Raw genomic sequence first — 23,992 nt, forward strand, 5'->3', positions numbered from 1 at the left:
GAAATCAGGCGAGCTTCGGCCGAAGGTGTCCCTTCGCGCCCTCGCTGTCGGCGGGCTCAGCTTCGTCATCCGCGGCCTCCCCCGGCGCACCAGCCGCATCGCGCACCACCCGCTCGAGAACGGCGAGATATTCGACGAAGCGGCGGCGTCCCTCTGCCGTCATATGGCAGGTGGTGAGCGGGCGCTTGCCCTCAAAGCCCTTGGCGAGGCGCACGAGCCCCGCCTCTTCAAGCACCTGCAAATGCCGGCTCAGATTGCCGTCCGTTAGCCCGCAAAGCTTCTTGAGATCGGCGAAAGCGAGGCCCTTCGGATGCGTGGCGAGCGAGGTCAGGACGCCGAGCCGCGCCTTTTCGTGGATCACCCGGTCGAGCCCTTCATAGGAATAGGGCGCGGCAGGACGGGCGGAGGCGCCTTTCGTCTCAACCATCGGCCTCTCCCGGCGCGAAATAGAGGATCGCGGCGATCGCCACCTGGCCGACCGAAAAGGGGATGCCCATCATCCAGGGCGACAGATGCGGGCCTTCGCTCGCAAGCGCGAAGACGACGAAGCCCGAAACGAAATACCAGACCCCGGCGAGGTGGATGCCCTTCGGCAACGACCGGGCCGAGGCGAAAACCCCGAGACTGACGAAGACGAGCCACAGGCCCGGCAGCATCCACAGGGCCTGCGGCGCGACGCGCGCGATGGCGAGCGTGAGAAGTGCTCCCGCCGCGCCCGCCGGCAGAAATTGCTGCACGGCATTGTAGAGCATGGCGTCGGCGAGACCGGCATGATGGCGCCGGGTGCGCACCGCCATCTCCACTCCGATGATGATCGCCGAAATCACGGCCGTGACGATCCATCCGCCGAAAAAGGCGATGGGATGAGCAAGCGGCGGGCCGATCAGAACCTCTTGCGCCGCCGCCATCAGAAAGGCGAGGACGCCCGTCGTCGCGAGCGCACCCGGGCCAAACCCACGGAACGCCGTCGCCGCCGCCATCTGGTTGCGGATCGCATCGATATCGGCAAGTGCCTTTTGAAGGTCGCGCACCAGCGCCTCCGACTAACTCTGCATTGCAAAGTATATGGACTTGCAAAGCGACGCAAGGTTCCTCTTCTCCCACGCGCGTCCGGCATCATTCAGAACGTCCTCACGACCAAAGCGAGAAGGCAGAAGCCCGATCGAAACATTGCCACCCGAGTGCTCTCCCTGGGCGACCAAGTCATCCTCGCTCCCCTCATCAGTGATTGCGAGCTGAGAGGAAGAAGAACGAAACGGAAAAGCTGGTCCCGAGGCATCTTTTCTGCAATGCTATTCCCGCATCATGCCGGAACAGGGTGGCGCCGCATGAACAAGCAGGATCTCGTTGCCGAGGTCGCACAACGGACGGGACTTTCAATGGTCGCGGCCGGCAAGGTGGTCGATGCAGTCTTCCGCGAGATGCGCGAACGCCTCGCCGCCGGAGAGAAAGTCGACCTTTTCGGCTTCGGCAGCCTTACCGTGGTCGCGCGCGCCGCTCGCATGGGCCGCAATCCCCGCACCGGCGCCAGGCTCGATATCCCAGCCACAAACTCGGTTCGGTTCTCCGCCGCCAAAAGCGTGAAGGAAGCCCTCGGGGGAACACGCAAGTCCGCGCTCGCCGGCGATCCGGTGAACCGTGCCCCGGGTCTATCGGGCAAGCCGGTCACCCCGGCGCCCGGGCTTCCGGGCGATCCGATCACCAGCGCTCCTGGCACTGGCGGGGGGCGCACGGGCGGCACGCGCAGGCGCGAACGCTGAGAACCGGTGGAGGCGGCATGCTCGGCAAGCTTCCCGACCTGATCGACAAGGCCTTCTTCATCGGATACTTCCTGCCGGCCGCGATCCTTGTCGGCGGCATCGAGCTATGCCTCCATGCCTTCGGTGTCCTGCCGGCCTTCCTCGCCGTCGAGAAAATCTCAGATTTCTTCGACGCGGTCGTTTTGATCGCAGCCGTCTGGCTCCTCGCCATCCTGCTCCTCGCGCTCAACCGCACCCTGCTGCGCCTCATGGAAGGCTATGTGCACGTCTTCCCCTTCACGTTGATGGAATTCTGGAAACGAACAGCTTTCCGATATGACGTGAAGCCGGTGCTCGACCTGCAGGCGGAGATCGACGCGGCCGCGCAGTATGGCAGGCCCGCACCCGATTATCCCTCAGATCATTCGGAGCGGCTGCGCAGAGCTGCGGAAGACTATCCGCATGCGCAGGAGCACGTGCTCGCCACGCGCTTCGGCAATGTCTTCCGGGCGCTCGAAGTGCATTCGGCCGTCATCTATGGGCTCGACGCCATTCCGGCGTGGCCGCGGCTGGAATCCGTCATCCCGGAGAGCTTCTCCAAGCTCATCGACGAAGCGAAGGCGCAGCTCGATTTCGCCGTCAACACGTTCTATGCCGGCCTTGTCATCCTCGGTCTCTACGGCGGGCTCGCCGCTTGGAGCCAAGAACTGCCTGCCTGGTGGCTGCCGCCGCTCGCGCTTCTCGTCGCCATCATCGCCCGGCACATGTCGCTCGACGCGCTCCACCAATATGGCGACTATGTGAAAGCCTCCTTCGACCTCTACCGCCCGGAGCTCGCAAACCGGCTCGGCCTGTCTCTGCCCGACAATGCCAAGGACGAGATACGCATGTGGACGCTCGTCAGCCAGTATCTCATCTACCGACACCACGGCACCTATGCGGCGCTCGACGAGTTCCGCAGGAAGGGCGAAAACGGCGCCGGCTGAAGCCTTAGGGCCTTCTCATTCGGCGAGCTCGACCAAAGCGCGCTCGATGTCTCTGTCGGAGATGACTTCCACCTCCTCGAATTCGCGCAAGCCCACCTCCTGCGTGAACTGGAACTGCAGATCGGTGAGTTTTTGCGTGCACGCCTGGTCCTCGGAGGCACGCGCCGTCGTCACGCGAATCTTCAGGACGCGGGCGATGCCCGCCGTCTCGCTCTCCCCCTCACCGACCGCTTCCGCCGTCGCGACCTGGCAAGGCTCCGGCGCCGTGATCAGGCCGCGCACGCGGAGCGTCGCCGGGGAGGAATCGGGCGTGTCCTCCAGCGTCGCCTGCACGCTCGTCAGTTCGCCGACTTCGTGCGCCCCGCTGAGATTCGACTGGGCCGCCGCCCATGCCGGAAACATAGCCACAGAAAGGCTCAAAAAGGTCGCGGCGGCTGCAGGCTTCATTCTCGTCTCCGAACTTGTTCTCATGCGCGCAAGGTGGCACGCCTCACCGGGTCGTGCCAGGCTCGGCCCTGGCACGCCGAACGGGCGAGGTTCTGCAACGTTCCCTCGCTCACCGCTCTCGCCTCGTCTTTTTCAGCCTCCGGACACGTCCATGCTCCTTTCAAATCGCGACATCGTCGAGCTGACGGAATGGCGGCGAAAACTCCACCAGCGGCCGGAAATCTCCGGCGAGGAGGAGAAGACCGCCGCGGAAGTCTCAGCCTTTCTCGCAGCGACGAAGCCCGACCGGCTCATGACGGGGCTCGGCGGGCATGGGCTCGCGGCCTTCTATGAATCCGGCCGGCCCGGCCCTACGCTCATGTTCCGCTGCGAGCTCGATGCACTGCCGATCGTGGAATGCACGGAAGCGCCACACCGCTCGCAGATTTCCGGCAAAGGCCATCTTTGCGGCCATGACGGACATATGGCGATCCTCGCCGGCGTCGCGCGCGGCCTTGCCTGCCGCCGGCCCGAAAGCGGCCGCGTCGTTCTCCTCTTCCAACCGGCGGAAGAGACCGGCGCGGGCGCGGCCGCCATCCTCGCCGATCCGCGCTTTGCCGAGATCGCGCCCGATTTCGCCTTCGCGCTGCACAATTTTCCGGGCCTCCTCCTCGGTCACGTCGCACTGAAGGAAGGGGCCGCCGCCTGCGCCTCGCGGGGCATGAAAATCACCCTCACCGGTCGCACCGCGCATGCCTCGCAGCCCGAGACCGGCATCTCCCCGATGCCGGCCGTCGCGCGGCTGATGCCGGCGCTGACGGCGCTCGCGGCGGGTGGCACACTCTCTGAGGATTTCTCGCTCGTCACCATCACCCATGCGGCGATGGGCGAGCCGGCTTTCGGCATCGCCCCCGGCGAGGCTGAGATTTTTGCAACCCTGCGTACGCTTGAGGACGCGCGCATGGAGGCGCTCGTTGCCCGTGCCGAGGATGTGATAGCGGAGACGGCAGGCGCTTTCGGCCTCTCCTTCGACATCGTCTATGAGGACGTCTTCTTCGCCTCAGACAACGATCCCGACGCGGTGGCGCATCTGCGCCAGGCGCTCGACCATGAGCGGATTTTCCATTCTCCCGGCGAGCCGATGCGCGCCTCGGAAGACTTCGGGCGTTTCGGCGCAAGCGCGAAATCCGCCCTCCTCTTTCTCGGCGCCGGCGAGACGCATCCGCCCCTGCACGATCCCGAATACGATTTCCCGGACGATCTCATCGCCATCGGCGCGCGGATCTTTCTGCGCACGGCCTATGACATTCTGGGCTGAAGATCCGTTGCCCGCGCGACGATGGCACCGTTGACAGGCCCACGCAGCGATTTACCACGGTCAGCGCATAGCCGCCGAGGTTCCATGCTCGATTCGTCCGTGACATCTGCCCGCGCGACGGGCACGCCCAAAACAGGCGCGCCGGAAAACGACACCCCATGAACGGCCGCGTCACAGACATGGCCGACAACGCAGAATTGCAGCGCCTCGCCGGACGGCTGAAGCCGCTGCTCTTCCTGCGCGGCATGGAGGGAAAGCGCGTGCGGCTCGCCGTGCTTCTCATCCGCCCGTTCATGCCGGAACTTCCAAACCTCGTCACGCGCAATGGTGCCGTGGAGCCGGAGCTTCTCCTGTCGCGCTACGGCCTCCTCGCACTGCGCTACACCTTCACCTTGCCGGTCGGTGCGGACGTCCAGAAAGCCGCGTGGTACGAGCTCGAAGGCACGCGCTACGTCGTCAACACCGCCTATGACGGCGATCTCGCCGTTGCCTTCGTCTCCTGCAACGGCCAGGAGGAAGGCGACCGGCAACGGCCGGAAGAAAGCCGCAACGTCCTCTGGGCGCGCCTCGACCAGGCGCATGCGCAAGAGCCGTTGCATCTTCTCCTGCATGGCGGCGACCAGATCTATGCCGACGAGATCCTCGAGACGCACCCCCTGACGCGCGAATGGGGCCGCGAGCGCGGCGATCCGGGCGCCAATGCCGGGGCGGAAGTGCCGGAGGTCGTCGCCACGCTGCGCCGGGTTTTGTTGCAGCGCTATCTCGAGCTCTACGGCCAGCCCGCCATTGCCGACATTCTCTGCCGCGTCCCCTCGCTGGCCATGTGGGACGACCATGACATCTGCGACGGCTGGGGCTCGCTGCCGGACAAGAAACTCGATTCACCCGTCGGCAACGCCGTCTTCGCGGTGGCACGCGAGCACTTCCTGCTCTTCCAGATGGGCGCGGTCGAAGGGGCCTTGCCCGAAACCTGTCTCGACGCTTCCGGCACCTCGCTCACCTGGCGTGTCGAGATGCCCGGCCTGACGCTGGTCGCACCGGATCTGCGCTCGGAGCGACGGCGCGACCGGGTCATGGGGCCTGCCGGATGGCGCGCGCTCACAACCGCGCTCGGCGAGGCCGAGGGCAGCCGCATCCTTTTCCTGTCGAGCGTGCCCGCGCTCGGCCCCCGATTGTCGCTAATCGAGCCCGTCATGCGGATCACGCCGATCGCGGAGAAATACGAGGACGATCTGCGCGATCAGTGGCAAAGCCGCACGCATCGCGAGGAATGGTGCAAGTTCCTGCGCACGCTGCTTGCCGCGCATGAGCGAGACGATACGCGCCTCACGGTTCTTTCCGGCGAGATCCATCTTGCAACGCGCGGCACGCTCGCGTCCGATACCGGCGAGCTCCATCAGCTCGTCGCCTCCGGCATCACCCATCCGCCGCCGCCGAAAGCCTATGCGGCCACCCTCGGCGCACTTGCAAGCCTCGGCTCCGCTCCCTTGAAAGAGCATCCGATCAAGCTCCTGCCGCTCCCCGGGAAAAGCGCGATCTACACGGCGGAGCGCAACTATCTCATGCTCGCCCGCCGACACGGTGCCTGGGAAGTCTGGTGGGAGCTTGAATCCGGGCCGACGGAAAAGCTCGTCATCTGAGGCGGGCGGATTGCTCGATCCGCCCATGCGCTCGCCGGCCATCTCCTATGTCCGGCGGGGTTTTTCCTCGCGGCGCTCCGGAACCCACCTAAATCCGACCTGACGGGCGACCCTCGGCAGCCGGAGGCAGCGCCTCTGCGCCAGGCGCGTCGGCAGACAGGAAAGGACGAACATGCCCATCGATCCGCAAGTCGAGAAAGTGCTCCAACGCATGGCGAAGGCCGGCGGGCCGCCTCTGCACGAGATGAACGTCGCGGAGATGCGTGCCACGCAAGGGGTGCTGCAGCACACATTCGGCGGCCCGATCATCGATATGGCGGAGGTGAAAGACGTGGCGGCCGACGGGCCGACCGGACCGATCCGGCTCAGGCTCTACAGGCCGCACGGCGTCGACGACACCGGGCCCGCCATCATCTATCTGCATGGCGGCGGCTGGGTACTCGGCACGCTCGACACGGCGGACACGCTCTGCCGACGCATGGCCGACACCGCCCGCTGCCGGATCGTTTCCGTCGATTACCGCCTCGCCCCGGAAAACCCGTTTCCAGCAGGCCCGGAGGATGCGATCGCCGCCACGCGCTGGATCGGCGCCCATGCCGTCGAGCTCGGCATCGATGCGAACCGGCTTGCGATCGCAGGCGACAGCGCTGGCGGCAGCCTCGCCGCCGTTACCACGCTGGCGCTTCGCCAAGAGGCGCCGCAGCTCGCCTTCCAGGTGCTTCTCTATCCCGCCACCGACAACAGCGAGGCCTCCAATTCGCGCCCCTCGCGCATCGCCAATGCGAAGGCGCCGCCGCTCACGCTCGAAGACATGATCGCGCTCGTCACCCATTACCTGCCGAACGTCGAGACAGGGCTCGACTGGCGCGCCTCGCCGCTTCTCGCCGAAGACCATCACGGCCTGCCGCCAGCCCTCATCGTCACCGGCGGTCACGATCCCCTGCTCGATGACGGCGCGGCCTATGCGCAAAAGCTCCGCGATGCCGGCGTCGAGGTCCTGCACCGCCATTTCCCCGGGCAGGTCCATGGCTTCATGGAGCTCGGCGGCGTCGTCGATGCCGTCGGCGAGGTCATGGAGACGATCGCACTTCTCGCCAGGCAGCGCTTCTAGGAGAGCCCGCTTGCCTCAGCGTCCGTAGACCAGAATGTGGTTGTTCGCCGGCATCTCGATCTTGTCGACCGGCTTCAACCCATTCTCGCCGGCAAGGACGCAGAGCGCCTGCACGTCGCGCAGACCCCATTCCGGGTTGGCCGCCCGCAATTGCGCGTCGAATTCGGCATTGCTCTCGCTCATGGCGCCGTCATGGGCGAACGGGCCGTAGATGAAGAGAAGCCCGTCGTCAGCGAGATAACGGCCGGCGCCCGCCATCAAATGTCCCGAGACCACAAAAGGTGTCACATGCAGGATGTTGATGGCGAGGATGGCGGCAAGTTCTGCTGGCGGCCGCCCTGTCGCGCCGCCGTCTTCGCCGAGCCGCCAGCTCTCGCAGAGATTAAGATCGACGACGTCGCGCAAATTGGGCTGCGGGTTGAGCGCCGCCCAGGCGGCGGTGCTCGCCCGATGCGCGTCATCCATGTCGGAAGGCCAGAAGGTCAGATGCGGAAAGGCCTTGGCGAAGCCGACAATGTGCTGGCCTGAGCCGGAGCCCACTTCCAGAACGTCGCCTGAGCGCCTCTCCAGAAACGGCGTCAGCGCCGCGCGGATCGGCACGTGGTTCTTGTGGAAGGAACGCGTGTCGAGGCGTTTGTCGCCCGCGGCCACGGGGCTCGTGCTTTGACGGCCAGGGATGAAATCGGTCATTTCCGGAAAATAGAGAAGGCGGGCGGCCGCGACCATACGGCCCGCCGTCGCGGGAGGCTCAGCCTTGGAGGATTGCCGCCCCGATCTCCGGGCGTCCCGCTTTCCTCGAGGCCGCGATCACCGTGTTCGCCATCAGCATGGCAATGGTCATCAGCCCGACGCCACCAGGCACGGGCGTAATGGCACCGGCGACCTCCGCCGCCTCGCCGAAATCAACATCGCCGACGAGCCGCGTCTTGCCCTCGCCCTTCTCCGGCGCGGGAATGCGGTTGATGCCGACGTCGATGACGGTCGCACCCGGCTTCACCCAATCGCCCTTGATCATCTTCGGCCGTCCGACGGCCGCGACCAGAATATCGGCGGAGCGGCAGACGGATGGCAGATCGCGCGTCCTGGAATGGGCAATGGTCACCGTGCAGTTTTCCGCAAGGAGGAGGTGCGCCACCGGCTTGCCGACGATGTTGGAGCGGCCGACGACGACGGCGTTGAGCCCGCTCAGATCGGGCGTGACCGATTTCGCCATGACGAGACAGCCCGCCGGCGTGCAGGAGACCAGCGCTTCGTCGGCCAGGCCCGAAACGAGCCGGCCCACATTGATCGGCGAAAGCCCGTCGACATCCTTGTCCGGATCGATGGCCGCGATCACCGCCTTCTCCGAAATATGCTTCGGCAGAGGAAGCTGCGCCAGGATGCCATGGATCTTCGGGTCGGCATTGAGCCGCGTGATCAGGGCGAGAAGCTCGGCCTCGCTCGTTGCCTCCGGCAGGCGGTGCGTCTCGGAATGAAAGCCGCATTCCTCCGCCTTCAGCCCCTTGTTACGGACATAGACCTGGCTTGCCGGATCCTCGCCGACGATGACGACGGCAAGCCCCGGCTTCACGCCGGTTTCCGCTTCGAGCGTCTCGCGCGCCGCCTTCACTTTGTCGATGGTCTGCGGTGCGATCACCTTGCCGTCGATGATGTGAGCTTTGGGGTGCGCTTGGGGCTCGGACATATGCTTCTCCGTCAGGGGCGCGCTCAAGGCGCGTGAGGGCCTGATAGCGTGCACACATCGCGAGCGCAAAGGGGCCTTTCGGCGAGGGCCCAGGAGCTGCACCCAGCCTCAAAAACGAGTCTCATAGAAAAAGGCCGCCGCCGGTTTGCCGGCCGCGGCCTGTCTGGTTTTCCGCCCCCGATCTTGCGAGGAATCTTGGAGAAGATCCCGACCGAGAGGTGCTGGCTCAGGCGAGCGTCAGATACGGCGCCCGCGAATGCCGCCGAAAATGGCCGAGATAAGGAAGAGGATCACGGCGACGAAGAAGATAATCTTGGCAATGCCCACAGCCGTACCGGCAATACCACCAAATCCAAGCACCGCAGCGATCAGCGCGATAACGAGAAAGGTCAAAGCCCAACCGAGCATGACAAATACTCCTGTCTTCCGCGCCAATAGGCGCTTTCGGGACAGATAACGCGGAAGAACGTGTTCGGTTCAATTGCACGCTTGAAAAAGTTTGCTGCCTCGCAAGAGGGCGAGACGTCACAGGCCGCGCAAAAGCAGGGCCTGGGCCAGAATCAATGTCTTGACGTCGTTGATCCCCGCTTCCCGCACCAGGGCGAAAAGCCGATCGAGCGACATCTCCACGACCTCGATCGCCTCGCCTTCCTCGTCCTTGCCGCCGCCCGCATTCTTGCGGTCTTGCGGGCGGTAGGGCGCGAGAAAGAGATGCGCGAATTCGGTCAGGCAGCCAGGGGCGGGATAGACGCTTGCCACATGCTCCGCCTTTTCGAGCTTCACGCCGAGCTCTTCTTCCGCCTCGCGCAACGCCGCTTCCGCAGGCGTCTCGCCCGGGTCGATGATCCCGGCGCAGGCCTCCATGATGAAGCCGCCTTCGGGGCGCTCGGCAAGTGGCGCCCGCCATTGGTTGACGAGCAGGACCGTGCGGCGTTCGGCATCATAGGGAAGAAGGCTCGCCGCATCGCCATGGTCGATGACTTCGCGCTTATGGGTCTGCGGCGAAAGCCCGGTCACGGTCAGCTCGTCCATCCGGTTCCAGCCGTCATAGACGCGGCGGCGCTCGACGATTTCTGGCAGCGGTTTCTTCATGGTGGTCCGATGCTGGGCTGTGCGTTGAGGAGACTTTTGCCGCGGCATGGACGATTGCAGGGGGAGCGGCAAGGGCGAAAGCCGGAAAAGGCGGAGCAAATTCCGCGAAATCGCAGGCAAACCGCGGCTTCCTGCCTTTTCGTCGGCTTATTTCGTCTCTACATGCGGCAGCGAGATGCAAGGAGCCTGTGATGCAACGTGAGGGCGCCGCAGTCGTGCGGCTCGAAGATTACCGACCGACCGATTACGCCATCGACACTGTCGATCTCGATTTCCGCCTCGATCCGACGGCCACGCAGGTCACTGCGTCTCTGGCGCTTCGTCGCCGCGAGCCCTCCCCCACACAGGCCCAAAAGACACAGGCCGAAAACCCGCCCCTCATTCTCGACGGCGACGGGCTGAAACTGAAGCAAGTCTTCGTCGATGGCCGCACGCTCAGCGCCGACGAATACGAGGCGAGCCCGGACCGCCTCACCCTGCACACGCCGCCGCACGAGCCCTTCACGCTCAAGATCGTCACCGAGATCGATCCGGAGAACAACACGGCCCTGATGGGGCTTTATCGATCGAGCGGCGTCTACACGACGCAATGCGAGGCGGAAGGCTTCCGTCGCATCACCTATTTCTACGACCGGCCCGACGTGCTGGCCGTCTACACCGTGCGTATGGAAGCGCCGCGGGCGCAAACGCCCGTCATGCTCTCCAACGGCAATCTCATCCAAAGCGGCCCGGTGGATGGCAGCAACCGCCATTACGCCGTCTGGCACGACCCGTTTCCGAAGCCCTCCTATCTCTTCGCCCTCGTTGCCGGCGACCTCGGCTCCATCCACGACGAATTCGTCACCACGTCCGGCCGGCGCGTGCGCCTCGGCATCTTTTGCGAGCACGGCAAGGAAGAGCGCTGCCGCTATGCCATGGATGCGCTGAAGCGCTCCATGCGCTGGGACGAGGAAGTCTTCGGACGCGAATACGATCTCGACGTCTTCAACATCGTTGCCGTGTCCGACTTCAACATGGGCGCGATGGAGAACAAGGGCCTCAACGTCTTCAACGACAAATACGTGCTCGTCGATGCGGAGACCGGAACGGACATGGATTACGCCCATGTCGAAGGCGTGATCGCCCACGAATATTTCCACAACTGGACCGGCGACCGCATCACCTGCCGCGACTGGTTTCAGCTCTGCCTCAAGGAAGGCCTGACGGTCTTCCGCGACCAGGAATTCTCCTCAGACATGCGTTCGCGCCCGGTCAAACGGATCTCCGACGTGATCGGCCTGCGTCAGGCGCAGTTTCCGGAAGATGCCGGCCCGCTCGCCCATCCGGTGCGGCCGACCGCCTACCGCGAGATCAACAACTTCTACACGGCGACCGTCTACGAGAAGGGTGCCGAAATCTGCCGCATGCTGAAGCTCGTCCTGGGCGATGAGGGATTCCGAGCCGGCATGGACCTTTATTTCGAGCGCCACGATGGCGGCGCCGTCACCATCGAGGACTTCATCGAGTGCTTTGCCGAGGCGACCGGCAAGGATCTCACCCAGTTCTCGCTCTGGTACCATCAGGCTGGTACGCCGAAAGTGACGCTCCGCCACGCTTATGATGCACAAAGCGAGACGCTGTCGCTCAGCCTTGCCCAGGAGCTGCCGCAGACGCCGGACAACAAGCCGAAAGCGCCGCAGCTTATCCCGCTTTCCTTCGGCCTCGTCGGCCCCGACGGTCAGGATCTGTCCTGGGACGACGTCGATGCCCCGGCCGGCCTCGGCGATGGCGGCAAGGAGGCGCTCGGGCGCGGTCTCATCCTTCTCTCCGAAAAGGAAGTGAACCTCACATTCCGCGGTGTGCGTGCCGAAGCCGTCCCCTCGGTGCTGCGCGGATTTTCCGCGCCCGTTCATCTTGAGGCCGATCTCACCGACGACGACCTCTTTTTCCTGGCACGCCAGGACACGGACGCCTTCAACCGTTGGGAAGCGCTGCAAAGTCTGGCCCGGCGCGCCATCCTCTCGGGCTATCAGGCGCTTGCGAGCGGCGGTGCCGCCTCATTCGATCCGAGACTTGCGGCGGCCTTCGCGGAACTTGCCGAGAACACCGATTTCGACCCGGCCTTCCGCGCGCTCGCCCTCGCTTTGCCGTCCGAAAACGAGATCGCCCAGCTGATCGCCAAAGATGTCGATCCCGACATCGTCTACGAGACGCGGCAGGCGCTTGCCGGCTTCATCGGCGAGAAGGTGGCCGACCGCATCGTCGAAGCCGCAAAGCGCGAGCCCGCCATGCCGGCCTATTCGCCCGATGCCGACAATGCCGGGCGGCGCGCCCTCACCTTCGCCGCATGGCGCTATCAGATCGCCGCCGGCAAGGCGCGCGGTCAGGACGAAGGCGTGGAAGTGCGCAAATCGTTCGAGACGGCGACCAATCTCACCGAGCGTCTCGCAGCGCTCCGGCTTCTCGTGCACGAAAACCTCACCGGCGCCTCGGCCGCGCTCGACGCCTTCTTCGAACGCTACCGCGACAATCCGCTCGTCCTCGACAAGTGGTTTGCCGTGCAGGCGATGCAGCCCGGCCACGACACGCTTAAAAAGGTCGAGGCCCTCACCCAGAATCCGGCGTTTTCCTGGAAGACGCCGAACCGCGTCTATTCGCTGGTGCGCACCTTCGGGGCCGGCAATCCAACGGCTTTCAACCGTCCCGACGGCGCCGGCTATCATTTCCTCGCCAATGCGATCGCCGATCTCGACAAGAGCAACCCTTCGGTCGCGTCGCGGCTCGCCACCTGCTTCCGCAGCTACCGGCTGCTCGAACCGGGGCGTCGCACGCATGCGGAGGCCGCTTTGCGGGCACTCTCCGACCGTCCGGATCTATCCACGGACGTGGCCGACATCGTCATTCGCACGCTGGGGTAGAAGCTGATCTTGCTGCGGGTCTGGACAATCTGATTCGGTAAGATTCAAATGAGGTGATTCGGGGGTGCGGCTGCCCCCAAATCACTGGAGGTCATGCATGGCGCGGGCTCATCAAGCCATCGCGTCCGCGTTCAGGCGTCTGCCCAATGTGAGACGTCTCGACCGGCAAGCGCTGGCGGGCCATGCGCGCCTCTTCATCCACCCTGCCTATGCGCGGCTGGTGCGGGCGGAGCCGCTGATCCGCCGCCTCATCCCATTCCTCATCGTCCTCTTCATCGTCACGCTCGGAATGATGCGGATCGTGGTGTTGAGCGATGCGCGCGGCGATATCGAGAACAAAGCCAAGCTGACGCTCGGCCTGCTCGCAAGCTCGATCGCCACCAATCTCGAAGAAATGCGCGGGCAGATGCCCGCAACGGCGATGTCGGAGACCTATCACGGCATCCTGGCGAACGCTCTGCCGCCGGGCGCGGAGGATTCCGGGCGCGTCACCGTACTTGCCGACCCTCTCGGCAAGATCGTCGCGGTGGATCCCTATGCGGTCGAACTCGTCGGCCGCTCGCTCGACGACCTTCTCGGCGCCGGCCAGCCACTCACCACGCTCGGCGAGCGTGCGGGCGTTCTTTCCATCCGCCTGCCGGATGGAAGCGACGTGCTTGCAACCGTCCATCATATCGGCGAGGCGACCGGCTCCGTCGCCATCTACCAGCCGCTCTCCGCCGTTTTCGCCAATTGGCGCAGCCGGGTCTCCCGCGAGGCCACCGTCTTCGTCGGCACCTCGATCATCCTGTCGATCCTCGGCTTCGCCTATCAGGCGCAGACGACGCGCGCGGAAGAGGCCGACTATATCTACAGCGAAACGCAGAACCGCGTGCATATGGCGCTGATGCGCGGCCGGTCGGGGCTGTGGGACTGGGATCTGTCGCGCGGGGCGATCTTCTGGTCGCCTTCGATGTACGACATCGTCGGACTTCCCGCGATCAACAACCTCCTTTCCGCCGGAGAAGTGTCGTCGCGCATTCATCCCGAAGACGGCGACCTCATCGAAATGGCGAACGCCCTCATCCAGGCCGAGGGCGCGCAGATCGACCGCGAATTCCGCATGCGCCACGAATCCGGTCGCTGGATCTGGGTCCGCGTGCGCGGCGAAGTGGTGCGCGATGCCGATGGCCCGCATTGGATCGGCATCGCCGTCGACGTAACGGAATCGAAGCTCGCCGCAGAAGCCTCCCGCACCGCCGACCTCCGCCTGCACGATGCGGTGGAGGCGATTTCGGAAGCTTTCGTCTTGTGGGATGCTTCCAACCGCCTCGTCCTGTGCAATTCCAAGTACCAGGAGCTCTACCAGCTCCCGGACAATCTGGTGCGGCCCGGCACCGCTTATGCCGATGTCGTGGCAAGCGGACGGCGGCCGCAATTTGCAAGCCTCCTGCCCGCCGCCGAAAGCCCGCAGCTCGGCGGCCGCTCCGTGGAGGCGCGCATCGAGGACGGGCGCTGGCTGCAGATCAACGAGCGACGCACCAAGGATGGCGGCTTCGTCTCTGTCGGCACCGACATCACCGCCTTGAAGCAGCATGAAGCGCAACTTCTGGAAAACGAGCGCAAACTGACGGCCACCGTCGCCGATCTCCGGGGCTCGCGCCAGCAGCTCGAGAAGCAGGCGCAGCAGCTCGTCGAGCTCGCCGAAAAATACGCCCTGGAGAAGGAGCACGCCGAGGAGCTCTCCCGCGTGAAGTCGGAATTCATGGCCAATGTCAGCCACGAGCTCAGAACGCCGCTCAACGCCATCATCGGCTTTTCCGAAATGATGCAATCGGGCGCCTTTGGTCCGCTCGGCAACGAGAAATACGAAGAGTATTGCGCCGATATCCGCGATTCCGGCGGCTATCTTCTCAGCGTCATCTCCGACATTCTCGACATGGCGCGCCTGGAATCGGGACGCATCTCGCTTGATCCGAGCGAGGTCGATCTGTTCGAACTCGCCGAAGAGGTCGTCGCAAGCCTCAGCAAGGAAGCCGCCGAAAGCAACATCGACATCCGCCTGGACGTGGAGAAGGACTTCCGGCTCGATGCCGACCGTAAGGCTTTGCGTCAGGCCCTGCTCGCCGTCGTGTCCAACGGCGTGAAATTCACTCCCACCGACGGCAAAGTGAAGATCAGCGCCCGCAGGCGCGGCGGCGAAGCGCTGATTGCGGTGGAAGACACCGGCATCGGCATTCCCAAAAAGGCTCTCGAGCGGCTCGGCCGGCCCTTCGAACAGGTGGCCCGCCAGATGACGCGCGACCACAAGGGTTCAGGTCTCGGCCTCGCCATCACCCAGTCGATCGTGCAGTTGCACGGCGGCGCGATGCGCATCGATTCCTCCGAGGGCGTCGGCACCCGCGTCACGCTTTCTCTGCCGCTGCACCAGCAGCAGACCGCCAACGCCGCCTGAGACAAAAAGGCGCCCGCCAGCCCGCGACGTTCCGCCCGCCGATCAAGGCTTAATCCTGCGGCCGCGATCCTTATATGCAAGTTGCATCATGTGATCCCCGCAACAGCAAGGCAGGCCGTTGGAATTTCACCATTTGCGCAGCCTCGTCGGCGTTGCCGAGACCGGCTCGATCTCACGCGCGGCAGAGCATCTCGCCACCAGCCAGCCGGCCGTCAGCGCGCATATCAAGCAGCTCGAGGAAGAGCTGGGCTTTGCCCTCTTCGAACGCTCCTCGCAGGGCATGCGGCTCACCGCGGCAGGGGCCGAAATGCTGGTGCGGGCGCGGGCCGTTCTCAAAGCGCGAGCCGAATTCCTGGATCACGGCCGCTCGCTCGGGGGCACTCTCAAGGGCGTCATCAGCCTCGGCATCTCGCCCTGCGCCTGCGAGCACCGTCTGGCGGGCCTCATCGCCGGCATGGCGCTGGCGCATCCGCTCACCCGGCTCGATATTTGCGAAGCCTCCTCGACGGATATCCTGGAACGCATCCGCTCCGGAGAGCTTCTGGCGGGCTGCGTTTCCACCGAGCCCGATCTCGAAGCCGGGCTTGCCGCGGTGGAGATCGACACGATCGTGGTGCGTGCTGCGATCCCGAGCACCTGGGAGGAGCGGCTCACGGGCGCCGACAGCCAGGCGCTCTCCGAAATTCCCTGGCTTCTGCCGCCCCCCGGCACCCAGTGCCGCAGGCTCGCCGAAGCGATCCTGCGCCAGCGTGACATCCATCCGCAGGCGATCGCCGGCACGGTTCCAGAAAAGACGGCGCGCGAACTCATTGCGGGCGGCATGGCCGGCGGCTTTCTCCACATCTCCGCCTGCTCGGCGGAAACGCCCGGCATCTCCTGGCTGTCCGATATGGAAGGCCGGGCGGCGCAGCGCCTCGTCTATGCGGACCGCAAACCCCAGAACGCGCTTCTCACAGGACTTCTCGACGTCGCACGCAGCGCTTTGCCTCAGCCTTCGAGGGTACCCTCGCAAAAGCTGAGTATGCCCCTCTGATATTACTATTTCTGCGTTCGTCAGCACTCACCTACATTGAGTTTGCCGGACCATCGGATGGCTTGCGGCGGCGGCTGTACCGACACGACCTCGTCCCCACACCGTCGTTGACACGCTCTCCGAAGGGCCGGCGTCCTTTTTATCGGCAAGGGAGCATTTCCATGACCGCAGCTGTAACGAGCGGAGGCGGCGAGCCTACGCGACGCGACTTCATCGTCGTCGCGACCGGCGCCATGACGGTCGCGGCTGTCGGCGGCCTCGCCTGGCCGTTCATCGACCAAATGAACCCCGACAGTTCGGCGCTGGCGCTGGGCTCCATCCAGGTCGACGTATCTGGCATGGAAGTCGGCCAGTCGATCACCGTCATGTGGCGCGGCAAGCCGGTCTTCATCCGCTACCGCACTCCGGAAGAGGTGGCGGCTGCGCGCGACACACCGCTTTCGGACCTGAAAGATCCGGTGGCACGCAATGAAAATCTCGAAGCCGGAGCACCGGCGACGATGGAAAACCGCAGTCCAGCGGGCCGCGAAGAATTCCTCGTGATGATCGGCATCTGCACCCATCTCGGCTGCGTGCCGACCGGTGAAGCGGGCGAATTCGGCGGCTGGTTCTGTGCCTGCCACGGCTCCGTCTACGACACGGCGGGCCGTATCCGCCACGGACCGGCGCCGCGGAACATGGATATCCCGATCAACAGTTTCGTCGACGACGCGACGATCAAGATCGGCTGACGGCTTTCGTCTTGGGCGGCGCTCCACCCCCCGGTGCCGCCTGCTTTTTTCCGGTCAGGCCTCGCTTTCAGGCGCCGTCGCCCTCGTCGGACGCCTGAGAGCGCTCCTGGCGCAAAAGCCCGTCGAAGATCTTGTGCACCTCGGCCTGCGCCCGATCGAGACGGGCAACCAGCCCATCGAAATCGGCAATCACCTGGCTCGGCGGCAGATCGCCTGCCTCTGCGACGATCTCCGCCTGCGTGGCGAGCCTCAAAAGCAGACGCTTCGTGCCCTCAGCCGTCGCCTCCGGATCACGTGCCGCATCCTCGCCGATGAGCCGAAGCCCCTGAAGCAAAGCCGCCTGCAGACACGAGGCCTTCGCCAGCACCTTCCAATCCCCCTCGCCCTCCTCTTCGGCCGCGCTTTCGAAGACGCGGTAGGGTGGTGCCGATTGCGCTGCGACGCGCCCGGCAAGGATCAGATACTGCGCCAGGAATTCCAGCGCCGTCAGTCCGCCCGGCACCGTCTTCATCTGCCAGCGTGAGGTGCCACCTTTGGCCGCCTGCACACGGTCATACATGGAGGCGATATCGGCCTTGAGCTTTGTCTCCTCGCGCGGCGTCTTGAGCACATCGGAGATCACCGTCTCGACGCGCGTCCCGAGATCGCCTTCGGCAAAAATGCAGCGCGCCCGGCACAGCGCCATATGCTCCCACGTCCAGGCCTCCTCGCGCTGATAGCGTTCAAAGCCTGAAAACGGCGTCGCCAGCGGACCGGCACGCCCCGACGGGCGCAAGCGCAGATCCACTTCGTAGGCGGCACCTTCCGCCGTCTGCGCGGAGAGCGCCGTCACGAAGCGCTGCGTCAGCCGCGTGTAATACTGGCTCGGCGCAAGCGGCTTCTCGCCGTCCGATTCCTTCGCCTCCGGGGCGAAATCATAAACGACGATGAGGTCGAGATCGGAGGTCGCCGTCATCTCGCGGCTGCCGAGACGGCCCATGGCGAGAAGCGCCACATCGCCCCCCGGCACCTCTCCATGGCGGCGGGCAAATTCCCGCCGCGTTGCCACGAACAGCTCCTCAATCACGGTCTCGGCGAGATCGGCGAAGGCACTGCCAGCCTCCGGCGCATCCATCGCGCCTGCGAGCACCTTGACGCCGATCAGAAAGCGCATCTCGCGCGCAAAGATCCGCGCGCGATCGAGCCGGTCCTCGTAGCTTCGCGCATCGGCGAGGCTCGTGCGAAGCTGCGCGTCGAGCACCTTGCGACTGATCGGCTCCGCCAGCAATTCCGGGTCAGTCAGAATGTCGATGACATGCGGCCGCTTGGCGAGCGTTTCCGCCAGCATCGGCGAGGCGCCGAGCACCAGCGCCAAAAGCTCGAGCAGGCCCGGATTGGCGGCGAGCAGGGAAAACAGGGGCACACCCGCCGGCAATTTGCGCACCACCGCATCGAAGGAGCGGAAAGCAGCGTCCGGGTCCGGCGTCTCAGCAAGGGCGGCCAGAAGGGCCGGCGTAAATTCCGTCAGACGTTCGCGCGCCGTCGTGGAGCGCGTCGCCTGATAGCGGCCGAAATGCCAGGCGCGCACCGTTTCCGTCACGTTGGCCGGCTGGCGGAAACCGAGCTGCGACAGGGTTTCGAGCGTGCCCGGATCGTCGTCGCCGCCGGTGAAGACGAGATTGCCGAGTTCGGTCGACAGCGGCGCCGCCTCCTCGAAAAGCTCCTGATAGCGCGCGGCGACGGCGTTGAGATGTTTCAGAAGCTCCGTCTCGAAATCCTCAAGCTCGGCAAAGCCGCAGAGCCTGGCGATGCGCTGAAGCCCTTCTTTTTCTTGCGGCAGGGTCTGCGTCTGCTCGTCGCGCACCATCTGCAGCCGATGCTCGACGCCGCGCAAAAACACATAGGCGCGGTCGAGCTCGGCCGCTTCCTCGCCGGTGACCCAGCCCTTTTCGGCGAGTTTTGCGAGCACGTCGCGTGTGCGCAGGCCGCGCAGATCGGCGTCACGGCCCCCGGCGATCAATTGCTGTGTCTGGGCGAAAAGCTCGATATCGCGAATGCCGCCCCGCCCGCGCTTCAGATCGTGGCCGGCGACCCGCACCTTGGCGTGGCCGCGATGGATATGCACCTGCCGCTTGATCGAATGGATGTCGGCGATCGCGGCAAAGTCGAGATGCTTGCGCCAGATATAGGGGCCGAGTTCGCGCAGAAAGTCCTCGCCCACCTTCCTGTCGCCGGCGGCCGGCCGGGCCTTGATGAGCGCGGCGCGCTCCCAGTTCTGGCCCATGCTTTCGTAATAGGAGAGCGCACCCGGGATCGACAGCGCGACGGGCGTTGCCCCCGGATCGGGACGAAGCCTGAGGTCGACACGGAAGACATAGCCGTCGGCGGTCCGCTCCTGCAGGAGCGAGACGAGCCGGCGCACGATCCTGACCCAGAACACGGAGCGCTCGACGCCCTCCGCCAGCCCCGGCGTCTGCGGGTCGAAGAGCACGATCAGATCGATATCGGAGGAATAATTGAGCTCGTGCGCGCCCTGCTTGCCCATGGCGAGCACGACGAGGCCGCAATCGCGCGGCCCGCCCCCCTGCCATTTGCCCTGCCTTTCGGCCTCGCGCAGAAGAAAGGCGAGCGCGGTGTCGATCGCCTGATCGGCGAAATCGGACAAAGCGCCGACGACGCCTTCAAGCTCCAGAGCACCGCCGAGATCGGCAAGGCCCAGCGTCAGTGCGACCTTCTGCTTCGCCTGACGCAGCGCCGCCATCAGCGCCTTCTCATCCGCCGGCTCCAGATCGGCGAGAGCGGCCGTCGTCGCCTGAAGCAAAGCCTCGGGCGCCGTCTCGATGATCTCGGCGAGCCTGTCGATATCCTTCGCCGCCAGATCGAGGAGATAGGGACAATCCCCGAGGCTCGTCCCCAGGAAGGCTTTCAGCGCGTCATCGGCGAGGAGCGCCTGAAGCGCCGCCTCTTTCTCCTGGCGTCCGGCGGCATGGGCGAGGCGCTCAAGCGCCTTTTCCGCCTCCGGAGACGGCGGCAGCGGCTTGATCCTTTGCCTCAGAGCTTTTTGCGTCATCGGTGAGCGCTCTTTCGTTGGGCAGGGCCAGGACAGCTCTAAGGCCTGGCGCGGCATCTTCCAACCTCAGCTCGCCATGATGCAGTTTGGTCACGGCCGCAACGAGGGCGAGGCCCAGGCCGAAGCCCGGGCGCGTGCGGCTCTCGTCGAGACGCACGAAGCGCTCGATGACGCGCGGCCGATCGGCTTCGGGAATGCCCGGCCCGTTGTCCGCGACGGAAAGCTCGACGCCCTCCTTCCCGCGCTTCAGGCCGATCGACACATGCGCATCCTCCACCACCTCGCCGGCATGTTTGATGGCGTTGTCGACGAGGTTTGCGAGCGCCTGGCTCAGAAGCTCGCGATTGCCGTAGAGCATCACCGGCTCCTCCGGCAGATCCGCGCTGAGCGAAACGCCCGCATCTTCAGCGAGAGGCTCATAAAGCTCCACCACGTCGGCGACGACGGCGCTGCCATCGATCTCGCCGAAGGCAAGCCCCGACGAACCTGCCTCGGTGCGCGCGATCATCAGCAACGCATCGAAGGTTCGGATCAGCTGGTCGGCGTCTTCGAGCGTCGTCACCAGCGCCTCGCGGCCGCCGTCGTCTGGATGCGCCAGCGCCGTCTCGACGCGGTTGCGCATGCGCGTCAGCGGCGTCTTGAGGTCATGGGCGATATTGTCGGAAACCTGCTTCAGCCCGACCATCAAGGCCTCAATGCGCGCCAGCATGGTGTTGAGGCTGAGCGCCAGGCGGTCGAATTCGTCGCCCGTCCCCGTCACTTCCAAGCGCCCCGACAAATCGCCAGTCATGATCTGACGGCTCGTTGCCGAAATGGAATCTATGCGTTTCAGGACGCGTCGCGACACGAACAGCCAGCTTGCGAGCCCCAGCACGACCATGAGCCCGACGGTCAGGATCAGCGCCTGGCGGATGATCGCCACGAAACGCTGGCGCTCGCCGATGTCGCGACCGACGAGAAGCCGGAAACCGCCGGGCAACGCGAAGACGCGCACCAGCGCCACATGGTCGGCGCTCGTATCCTCTTCCAGCCGCCGATAGGGAATCGGATGCAGATCGGAATCGGGGTGCAACAGCACTTCCGGCGGCACGGCGGCGACATTGCCCACGATGATGTCGCCGTCCGGATCGGTGACGAGATAGAGGCTCGCGCCAGGCTGGCGGCTGTGCCGGTCGATGATGCGGGCGACACGGCTCAGTCCGCCGACTTCGTATTGACGGGCGAGCTCGCGCGTTTCCTGATCCACCGCCTCGGCGAGCTGCGTCGTCAACAGCTGCGTCGTGTTCTTGGCGATGTAGAAGATGAGGAAGGCGGCAAAGATCGTGAAGACGGCGAGATAGACGGCGGCGAGCTTGAAAGCCGTGGTGCGCAAGAGGCGCAGCCGGCCGCCGGCCTTGCCCGCGGGAGACCGCTTAGCCATCGTCGCGGATGACGTAGCCGGCGCCGCGCACGGTGTGCAGGAGCTGCTTTTCGAAGTTCTTGTCGATCTTGCCGCGCAGGCGCGACATGTGCACGTCGATCACGTTGGTCTGCGGATCGAAGTGATAATCCCAGACATTCTCCAAGAGCATGGTGCGGGTGACGACCGTGCCGGCGTTCTTCATCAGATATTCCAGAAGCCGGAATTCGCGCGGCTGCAGGAGGATCGTCTCGCCGCCACGGGTCACGCTGCGCGCCAGACGGTCGAGCTCGAGATCGGCGACACGGTAGCGGGTTTCCGCCTCGTTCGGCGTGTTGCGCCGCGCCAGCACCTCGATACGCGCCAGAAGCTCTGAAAACGCGTAGGGCTTGGCAAGGTAATCGTCGCCTCCGGAGCGCAATCCCTTCACCCTGTCGTCGACCTGGCCGAGCGCCGAAAGGATCAGCACCGGCGTGCGGTTTTCCTCCTCGCGCAGCTCCGAAATCACCGAGAGCCCGTCGCGTTTCGGCAGCATCCGGTCGACCACGAGCACGTCGTAATTCTCGTGCGAGGCCATGGCATAGCCTTCATCGCCGTCGCTTGCATGGTCGGCGACATGGCCGGCCTCGCTCAGCGCCTTGACGAGATAGGCGGCCGTTTCCTGATCGTCTTCGATGACGAGAATACGCATGAGAGGGAGCTTCCTTTCCGTCTCCTGGATGGAGCTGAGACGCGAAACGGCGGATCGCTCAGCGATCCGCCGCTCCGGACGGCCGGCGGTGGGGGCGACTTTAACCGCCTGAAGGCCGTTTCTGAAGTCGGAGCCGGGGCCCCGCCTCGTTTCGTCAGCCTTGCTCGTCCATCGGCAAAGCAACGAAGCGCGAATTGCCGTTGCGCTCCACCTGCATGAGCACGGCCTTCCGGCCCTGGCCCTTCACGGCAGCGATCTGGTTTTCGAGATCGGAGCCGTTGCGCACGGCCTTGCCGCCGGCACGCACGATCACGTCGCCTTCCTCGAAGCCCTTCTGATCGGCCGGCGAGCCGCTGTCGACGCCGATGACGACGACGCCGTCGCCGTCCTGGCTCGGTTCGACCGCGAGACCGAGGCCTTCAAGGCTCGTCGGCGCGGCCTGTTCGCCGCTGTCTTGGGTATCGGCTGACGCCGTCTGCTTGCCGAGCTTGCCGAGTTCCACCTCGATCTTGCGTTCGCGGCCGTCGCGCAGAACCGTCAGCTCAACCTTGGTGTCAGGATCGTAAGCGGCGATCATGCGGGCGAGTTCACGCGGGCCTTCGACCTTGTTGCCGTCGACTTGCGTGATGACATCACCGGCCTGGATGCCGGCCTGTTTCGCCGGACCGCCATCCTGCGGGTCCGCGACGAGCGCGCCCTCGGTGGAGGAGACGCCGAGGCCTTCGGCGATGTCTTCCGTCACCGGCTGGATCTGCACGCCGAGCCAGCCACGCGTCACCGCACCGTCCTTGCGCAGCTCGGAAACGACATCGGTCACGACACTCGCCGGAATGGCGAAAGCGATGCCGACATTGCCGCCGGAGGGCGAGAAGATCGCTGTGTTCACGCCGACGACCTCACCCTTCATGTTGAAGGTCGGGCCACCGGAATTGCCGCGGTTCACCGGCGCATCGATCTGGATGAAATCGTCGTAGGGGCCGGCGCCGATGTCACGTCCGTCGGCGGAGACGATGCCCGCCGTCACGGTGCCGCCAAGCCCGAACGGATTGCCGACAGCCACGACCCACTGGCCGATCTTCGGCGCATCCTTGGAAAGGTTCACATAGGTGTAATCGTTGCCGTCGACCTTGAGGAGGGCGAGGTCTGTGCGTTCATCGACACCCACGACCTTGGCCGGGAGTTCCTTGCCGTCCTCCATGACGACGGTCACTTCGGAGCCATCCTCGACAACATGGTCGTTGGTGACGATGTAACCGTCCTGCGAAATGAAGAAGCCGGAACCCTGGCTCATGCCAAAGCGCGGATGATTGCGATGGTGGGGGCTGCGTCCGCGATCGTTGTTGTCGAAATCGAAACCACGCGGGCCGAAGCGCTTGAAGAATTCATTCAAGGGATTGTCATCGGGCAGGTCCGGCATGGAAAAGCCACGACCATCGCTTTGGAAGGTCACGGGATTGACTTCCGATTTCACCCGCACGCTCACGACGGCGGGCTTCACCTTCTCCACGAGACCGGTGAAATCGGCCGGGCCTTGGTTTTGCACCTGCACCTGTTCGGCGCGGACCGGCTGCGTGTCGGACAGGATGGCGCCTGAGGCAGCCACACCCGCTACGCCAAGCGTCACAGCGCTGGCGAGAAGCGCATTCCGGAACTTTCCAAGTGTCGAAACGCGGTTCTTGTTGTTCGTCATATTGCTCGTTCTCCAGGGCGTTAACTCGTTGTCCGCTCCGCGGGGGGGCGCGCGGAGCGGACTGGAGGCCGC

20 protein-coding genes are annotated in these 23,992 nt (G+C 65.0%); 9 read left to right on the forward strand and 11 right to left on the reverse strand.

The window, feature by feature from the left end:
* Positions 1–4: 4 nt before the first annotated feature.
* Both J2R99_RS01655 and J2R99_RS01660 read right to left on the reverse strand, forming a co-directional pair.
* Positions 5–427: a transcriptional regulator gene (locus J2R99_RS01655; RefSeq protein ID WP_307152765.1), complete on the reverse strand. Its 423-nt coding sequence runs from the start codon at positions 425–427 to the stop codon at positions 5–7.
* Positions 420–1,031, reverse strand: a complete 612-nt coding sequence (locus J2R99_RS01660) for a hypothetical protein (RefSeq protein WP_307152766.1) — start codon at positions 1,029–1,031, stop codon at positions 420–422. Before J2R99_RS01660 ends, J2R99_RS01655 begins: the two co-directional genes overlap by 8 nt.
* 297 nt (positions 1,032–1,328) lie before the next feature.
* Here J2R99_RS01660 and J2R99_RS17735 point away from each other — a divergent pair, with 297 nt between their 5' ends.
* Both J2R99_RS17735 and J2R99_RS01670 read left to right on the forward strand, forming a co-directional pair.
* Entirely contained in the window at positions 1,329–1,760 is a 432-nt protein-coding gene (locus tag J2R99_RS17735) for an HU family DNA-binding protein (protein ID WP_370872247.1), read from the forward strand.
* A 17-nt stretch (positions 1,761–1,777) separates the two neighbouring features.
* Complete coding sequence (locus tag J2R99_RS01670; RefSeq protein WP_307152767.1) at positions 1,778–2,725, forward strand: hypothetical protein; 948 nt, start codon at positions 1,778–1,780, stop codon at positions 2,723–2,725.
* Between the two features lie 15 nt (positions 2,726–2,740).
* Here J2R99_RS01670 and J2R99_RS01675 read toward each other — a convergent pair whose 3' ends face one another.
* Positions 2,741–3,172, reverse strand: coding sequence for a hypothetical protein (locus J2R99_RS01675; protein WP_307152768.1), 432 nt, complete (start codon positions 3,170–3,172; stop codon positions 2,741–2,743).
* 151 nt (positions 3,173–3,323) lie between these two features.
* Between J2R99_RS01675 and J2R99_RS01680 the strand changes: the two genes are divergently transcribed.
* The 3 genes from J2R99_RS01680 (at position 3,324) to J2R99_RS01690 (ending at position 7,220) form a co-directional block, all read left to right on the forward strand.
* On the forward strand, positions 3,324–4,469 hold the full coding sequence (locus J2R99_RS01680) for an amidohydrolase (protein WP_307152769.1): 1,146 nt from the start codon (positions 3,324–3,326) through the stop codon (positions 4,467–4,469).
* Between the two features lie 158 nt (positions 4,470–4,627).
* The gene (locus tag J2R99_RS01685; protein WP_307152770.1) at positions 4,628–6,109 is read left to right on the forward strand and encodes an alkaline phosphatase D family protein; all 1,482 of its coding nucleotides are present in this window, start codon (positions 4,628–4,630) and stop codon (positions 6,107–6,109) included.
* 172 nt (positions 6,110–6,281) lie between these two features.
* A complete protein-coding gene (locus tag J2R99_RS01690) occupies positions 6,282–7,220 on the forward strand; it encodes an alpha/beta hydrolase (RefSeq protein ID WP_307152771.1) in 939 nt (312 codons plus the stop codon).
* A 15-nt stretch (positions 7,221–7,235) separates the two neighbouring features.
* Here the strand turns inward: J2R99_RS01690 and J2R99_RS01695 are convergent, their stop codons facing one another.
* The 4 genes from J2R99_RS01695 to J2R99_RS01710 form a co-directional block, all read right to left on the reverse strand.
* Positions 7,236–7,946 (reverse strand): DUF938 domain-containing protein, encoded by a 711-nt coding sequence (locus tag J2R99_RS01695; protein WP_307152772.1) that lies wholly within the window; start codon positions 7,944–7,946, stop codon positions 7,236–7,238.
* A 22-nt stretch (positions 7,947–7,968) separates the two neighbouring features.
* Positions 7,969–8,904 carry a bifunctional methylenetetrahydrofolate dehydrogenase/methenyltetrahydrofolate cyclohydrolase FolD gene (gene folD, locus J2R99_RS01700; protein WP_307152773.1) on the reverse strand — a complete coding sequence of 312 codons (936 nt, stop codon included), beginning with the start codon at positions 8,902–8,904 and terminating at the stop codon, positions 7,969–7,971.
* Positions 8,905–9,141: 237 nt separating this feature from the next.
* Complete coding sequence (locus J2R99_RS01705) at positions 9,142–9,312, reverse strand: DUF1328 domain-containing protein (protein ID WP_307152774.1); 171 nt, start codon at positions 9,310–9,312, stop codon at positions 9,142–9,144.
* Between the two features lie 117 nt (positions 9,313–9,429).
* Positions 9,430–9,996 carry an NUDIX domain-containing protein gene (locus tag J2R99_RS01710; RefSeq protein WP_307152775.1) on the reverse strand — a complete coding sequence of 189 codons (567 nt, stop codon included), beginning with the start codon at positions 9,994–9,996 and terminating at the stop codon, positions 9,430–9,432.
* 191 nt (positions 9,997–10,187) lie between these two features.
* Between J2R99_RS01710 and pepN the strand changes: the two genes are divergently transcribed.
* The 4 genes from pepN to petA all read left to right on the forward strand — a co-directional run bounded on the left by pepN (position 10,188) and on the right by petA (position 17,091).
* A complete protein-coding gene (gene pepN / locus J2R99_RS01715) occupies positions 10,188–12,893 on the forward strand; it encodes an aminopeptidase N (RefSeq protein ID WP_307152776.1) in 2,706 nt (901 codons plus the stop codon).
* A gap of 97 nt (positions 12,894–12,990) precedes the next feature.
* Entirely contained in the window at positions 12,991–15,327 is a 2,337-nt protein-coding gene (locus J2R99_RS01720; protein ID WP_307152777.1) for a sensor histidine kinase, read from the forward strand.
* Positions 15,328–15,445: 118 nt separating this feature from the next.
* Complete coding sequence (locus J2R99_RS01725; RefSeq protein ID WP_307152778.1) at positions 15,446–16,360, forward strand: LysR family transcriptional regulator; 915 nt, start codon at positions 15,446–15,448, stop codon at positions 16,358–16,360.
* Between the two features lie 161 nt (positions 16,361–16,521).
* On the forward strand, positions 16,522–17,091 hold the full coding sequence (gene petA / locus J2R99_RS01730; RefSeq protein ID WP_307152779.1) for a ubiquinol-cytochrome c reductase iron-sulfur subunit: 570 nt from the start codon (positions 16,522–16,524) through the stop codon (positions 17,089–17,091).
* A gap of 67 nt (positions 17,092–17,158) precedes the next feature.
* Here the strand turns inward: petA and J2R99_RS01735 are convergent, their stop codons facing one another.
* The 4 genes from J2R99_RS01735 to J2R99_RS01750 all read right to left on the reverse strand — a co-directional run bounded on the left by J2R99_RS01735 (position 17,159) and on the right by J2R99_RS01750 (position 23,920).
* Positions 17,159–20,140, reverse strand: coding sequence for a bifunctional [glutamine synthetase] adenylyltransferase/[glutamine synthetase]-adenylyl-L-tyrosine phosphorylase (locus J2R99_RS01735; protein ID WP_307152780.1), 2,982 nt, complete (start codon positions 20,138–20,140; stop codon positions 17,159–17,161).
* Positions 20,070–21,560, reverse strand: a complete 1,491-nt coding sequence (locus J2R99_RS01740) for a sensor histidine kinase (RefSeq protein ID WP_307152781.1) — start codon at positions 21,558–21,560, stop codon at positions 20,070–20,072. The genes J2R99_RS01735 and J2R99_RS01740 overlap by 71 nt, the downstream gene beginning before the upstream one ends.
* A complete protein-coding gene (locus J2R99_RS01745) occupies positions 21,553–22,230 on the reverse strand; it encodes a winged helix-turn-helix domain-containing protein (RefSeq protein WP_307152782.1) in 678 nt (225 codons plus the stop codon). Before J2R99_RS01745 ends, J2R99_RS01740 begins: the two co-directional genes overlap by 8 nt.
* Positions 22,231–22,384: 154 nt before the next feature.
* Complete coding sequence (locus tag J2R99_RS01750) at positions 22,385–23,920, reverse strand: Do family serine endopeptidase (RefSeq protein WP_307152783.1); 1,536 nt, start codon at positions 23,918–23,920, stop codon at positions 22,385–22,387.
* Between the last annotated feature and the right edge of the window lie 72 nt (positions 23,921–23,992).

Source organism: Rhodopseudomonas julia (genome assembly GCF_030813515.1).
GTDB classification, from domain to species: domain Bacteria; phylum Pseudomonadota; class Alphaproteobacteria; order Rhizobiales; family Afifellaceae; genus Afifella; species Afifella julia.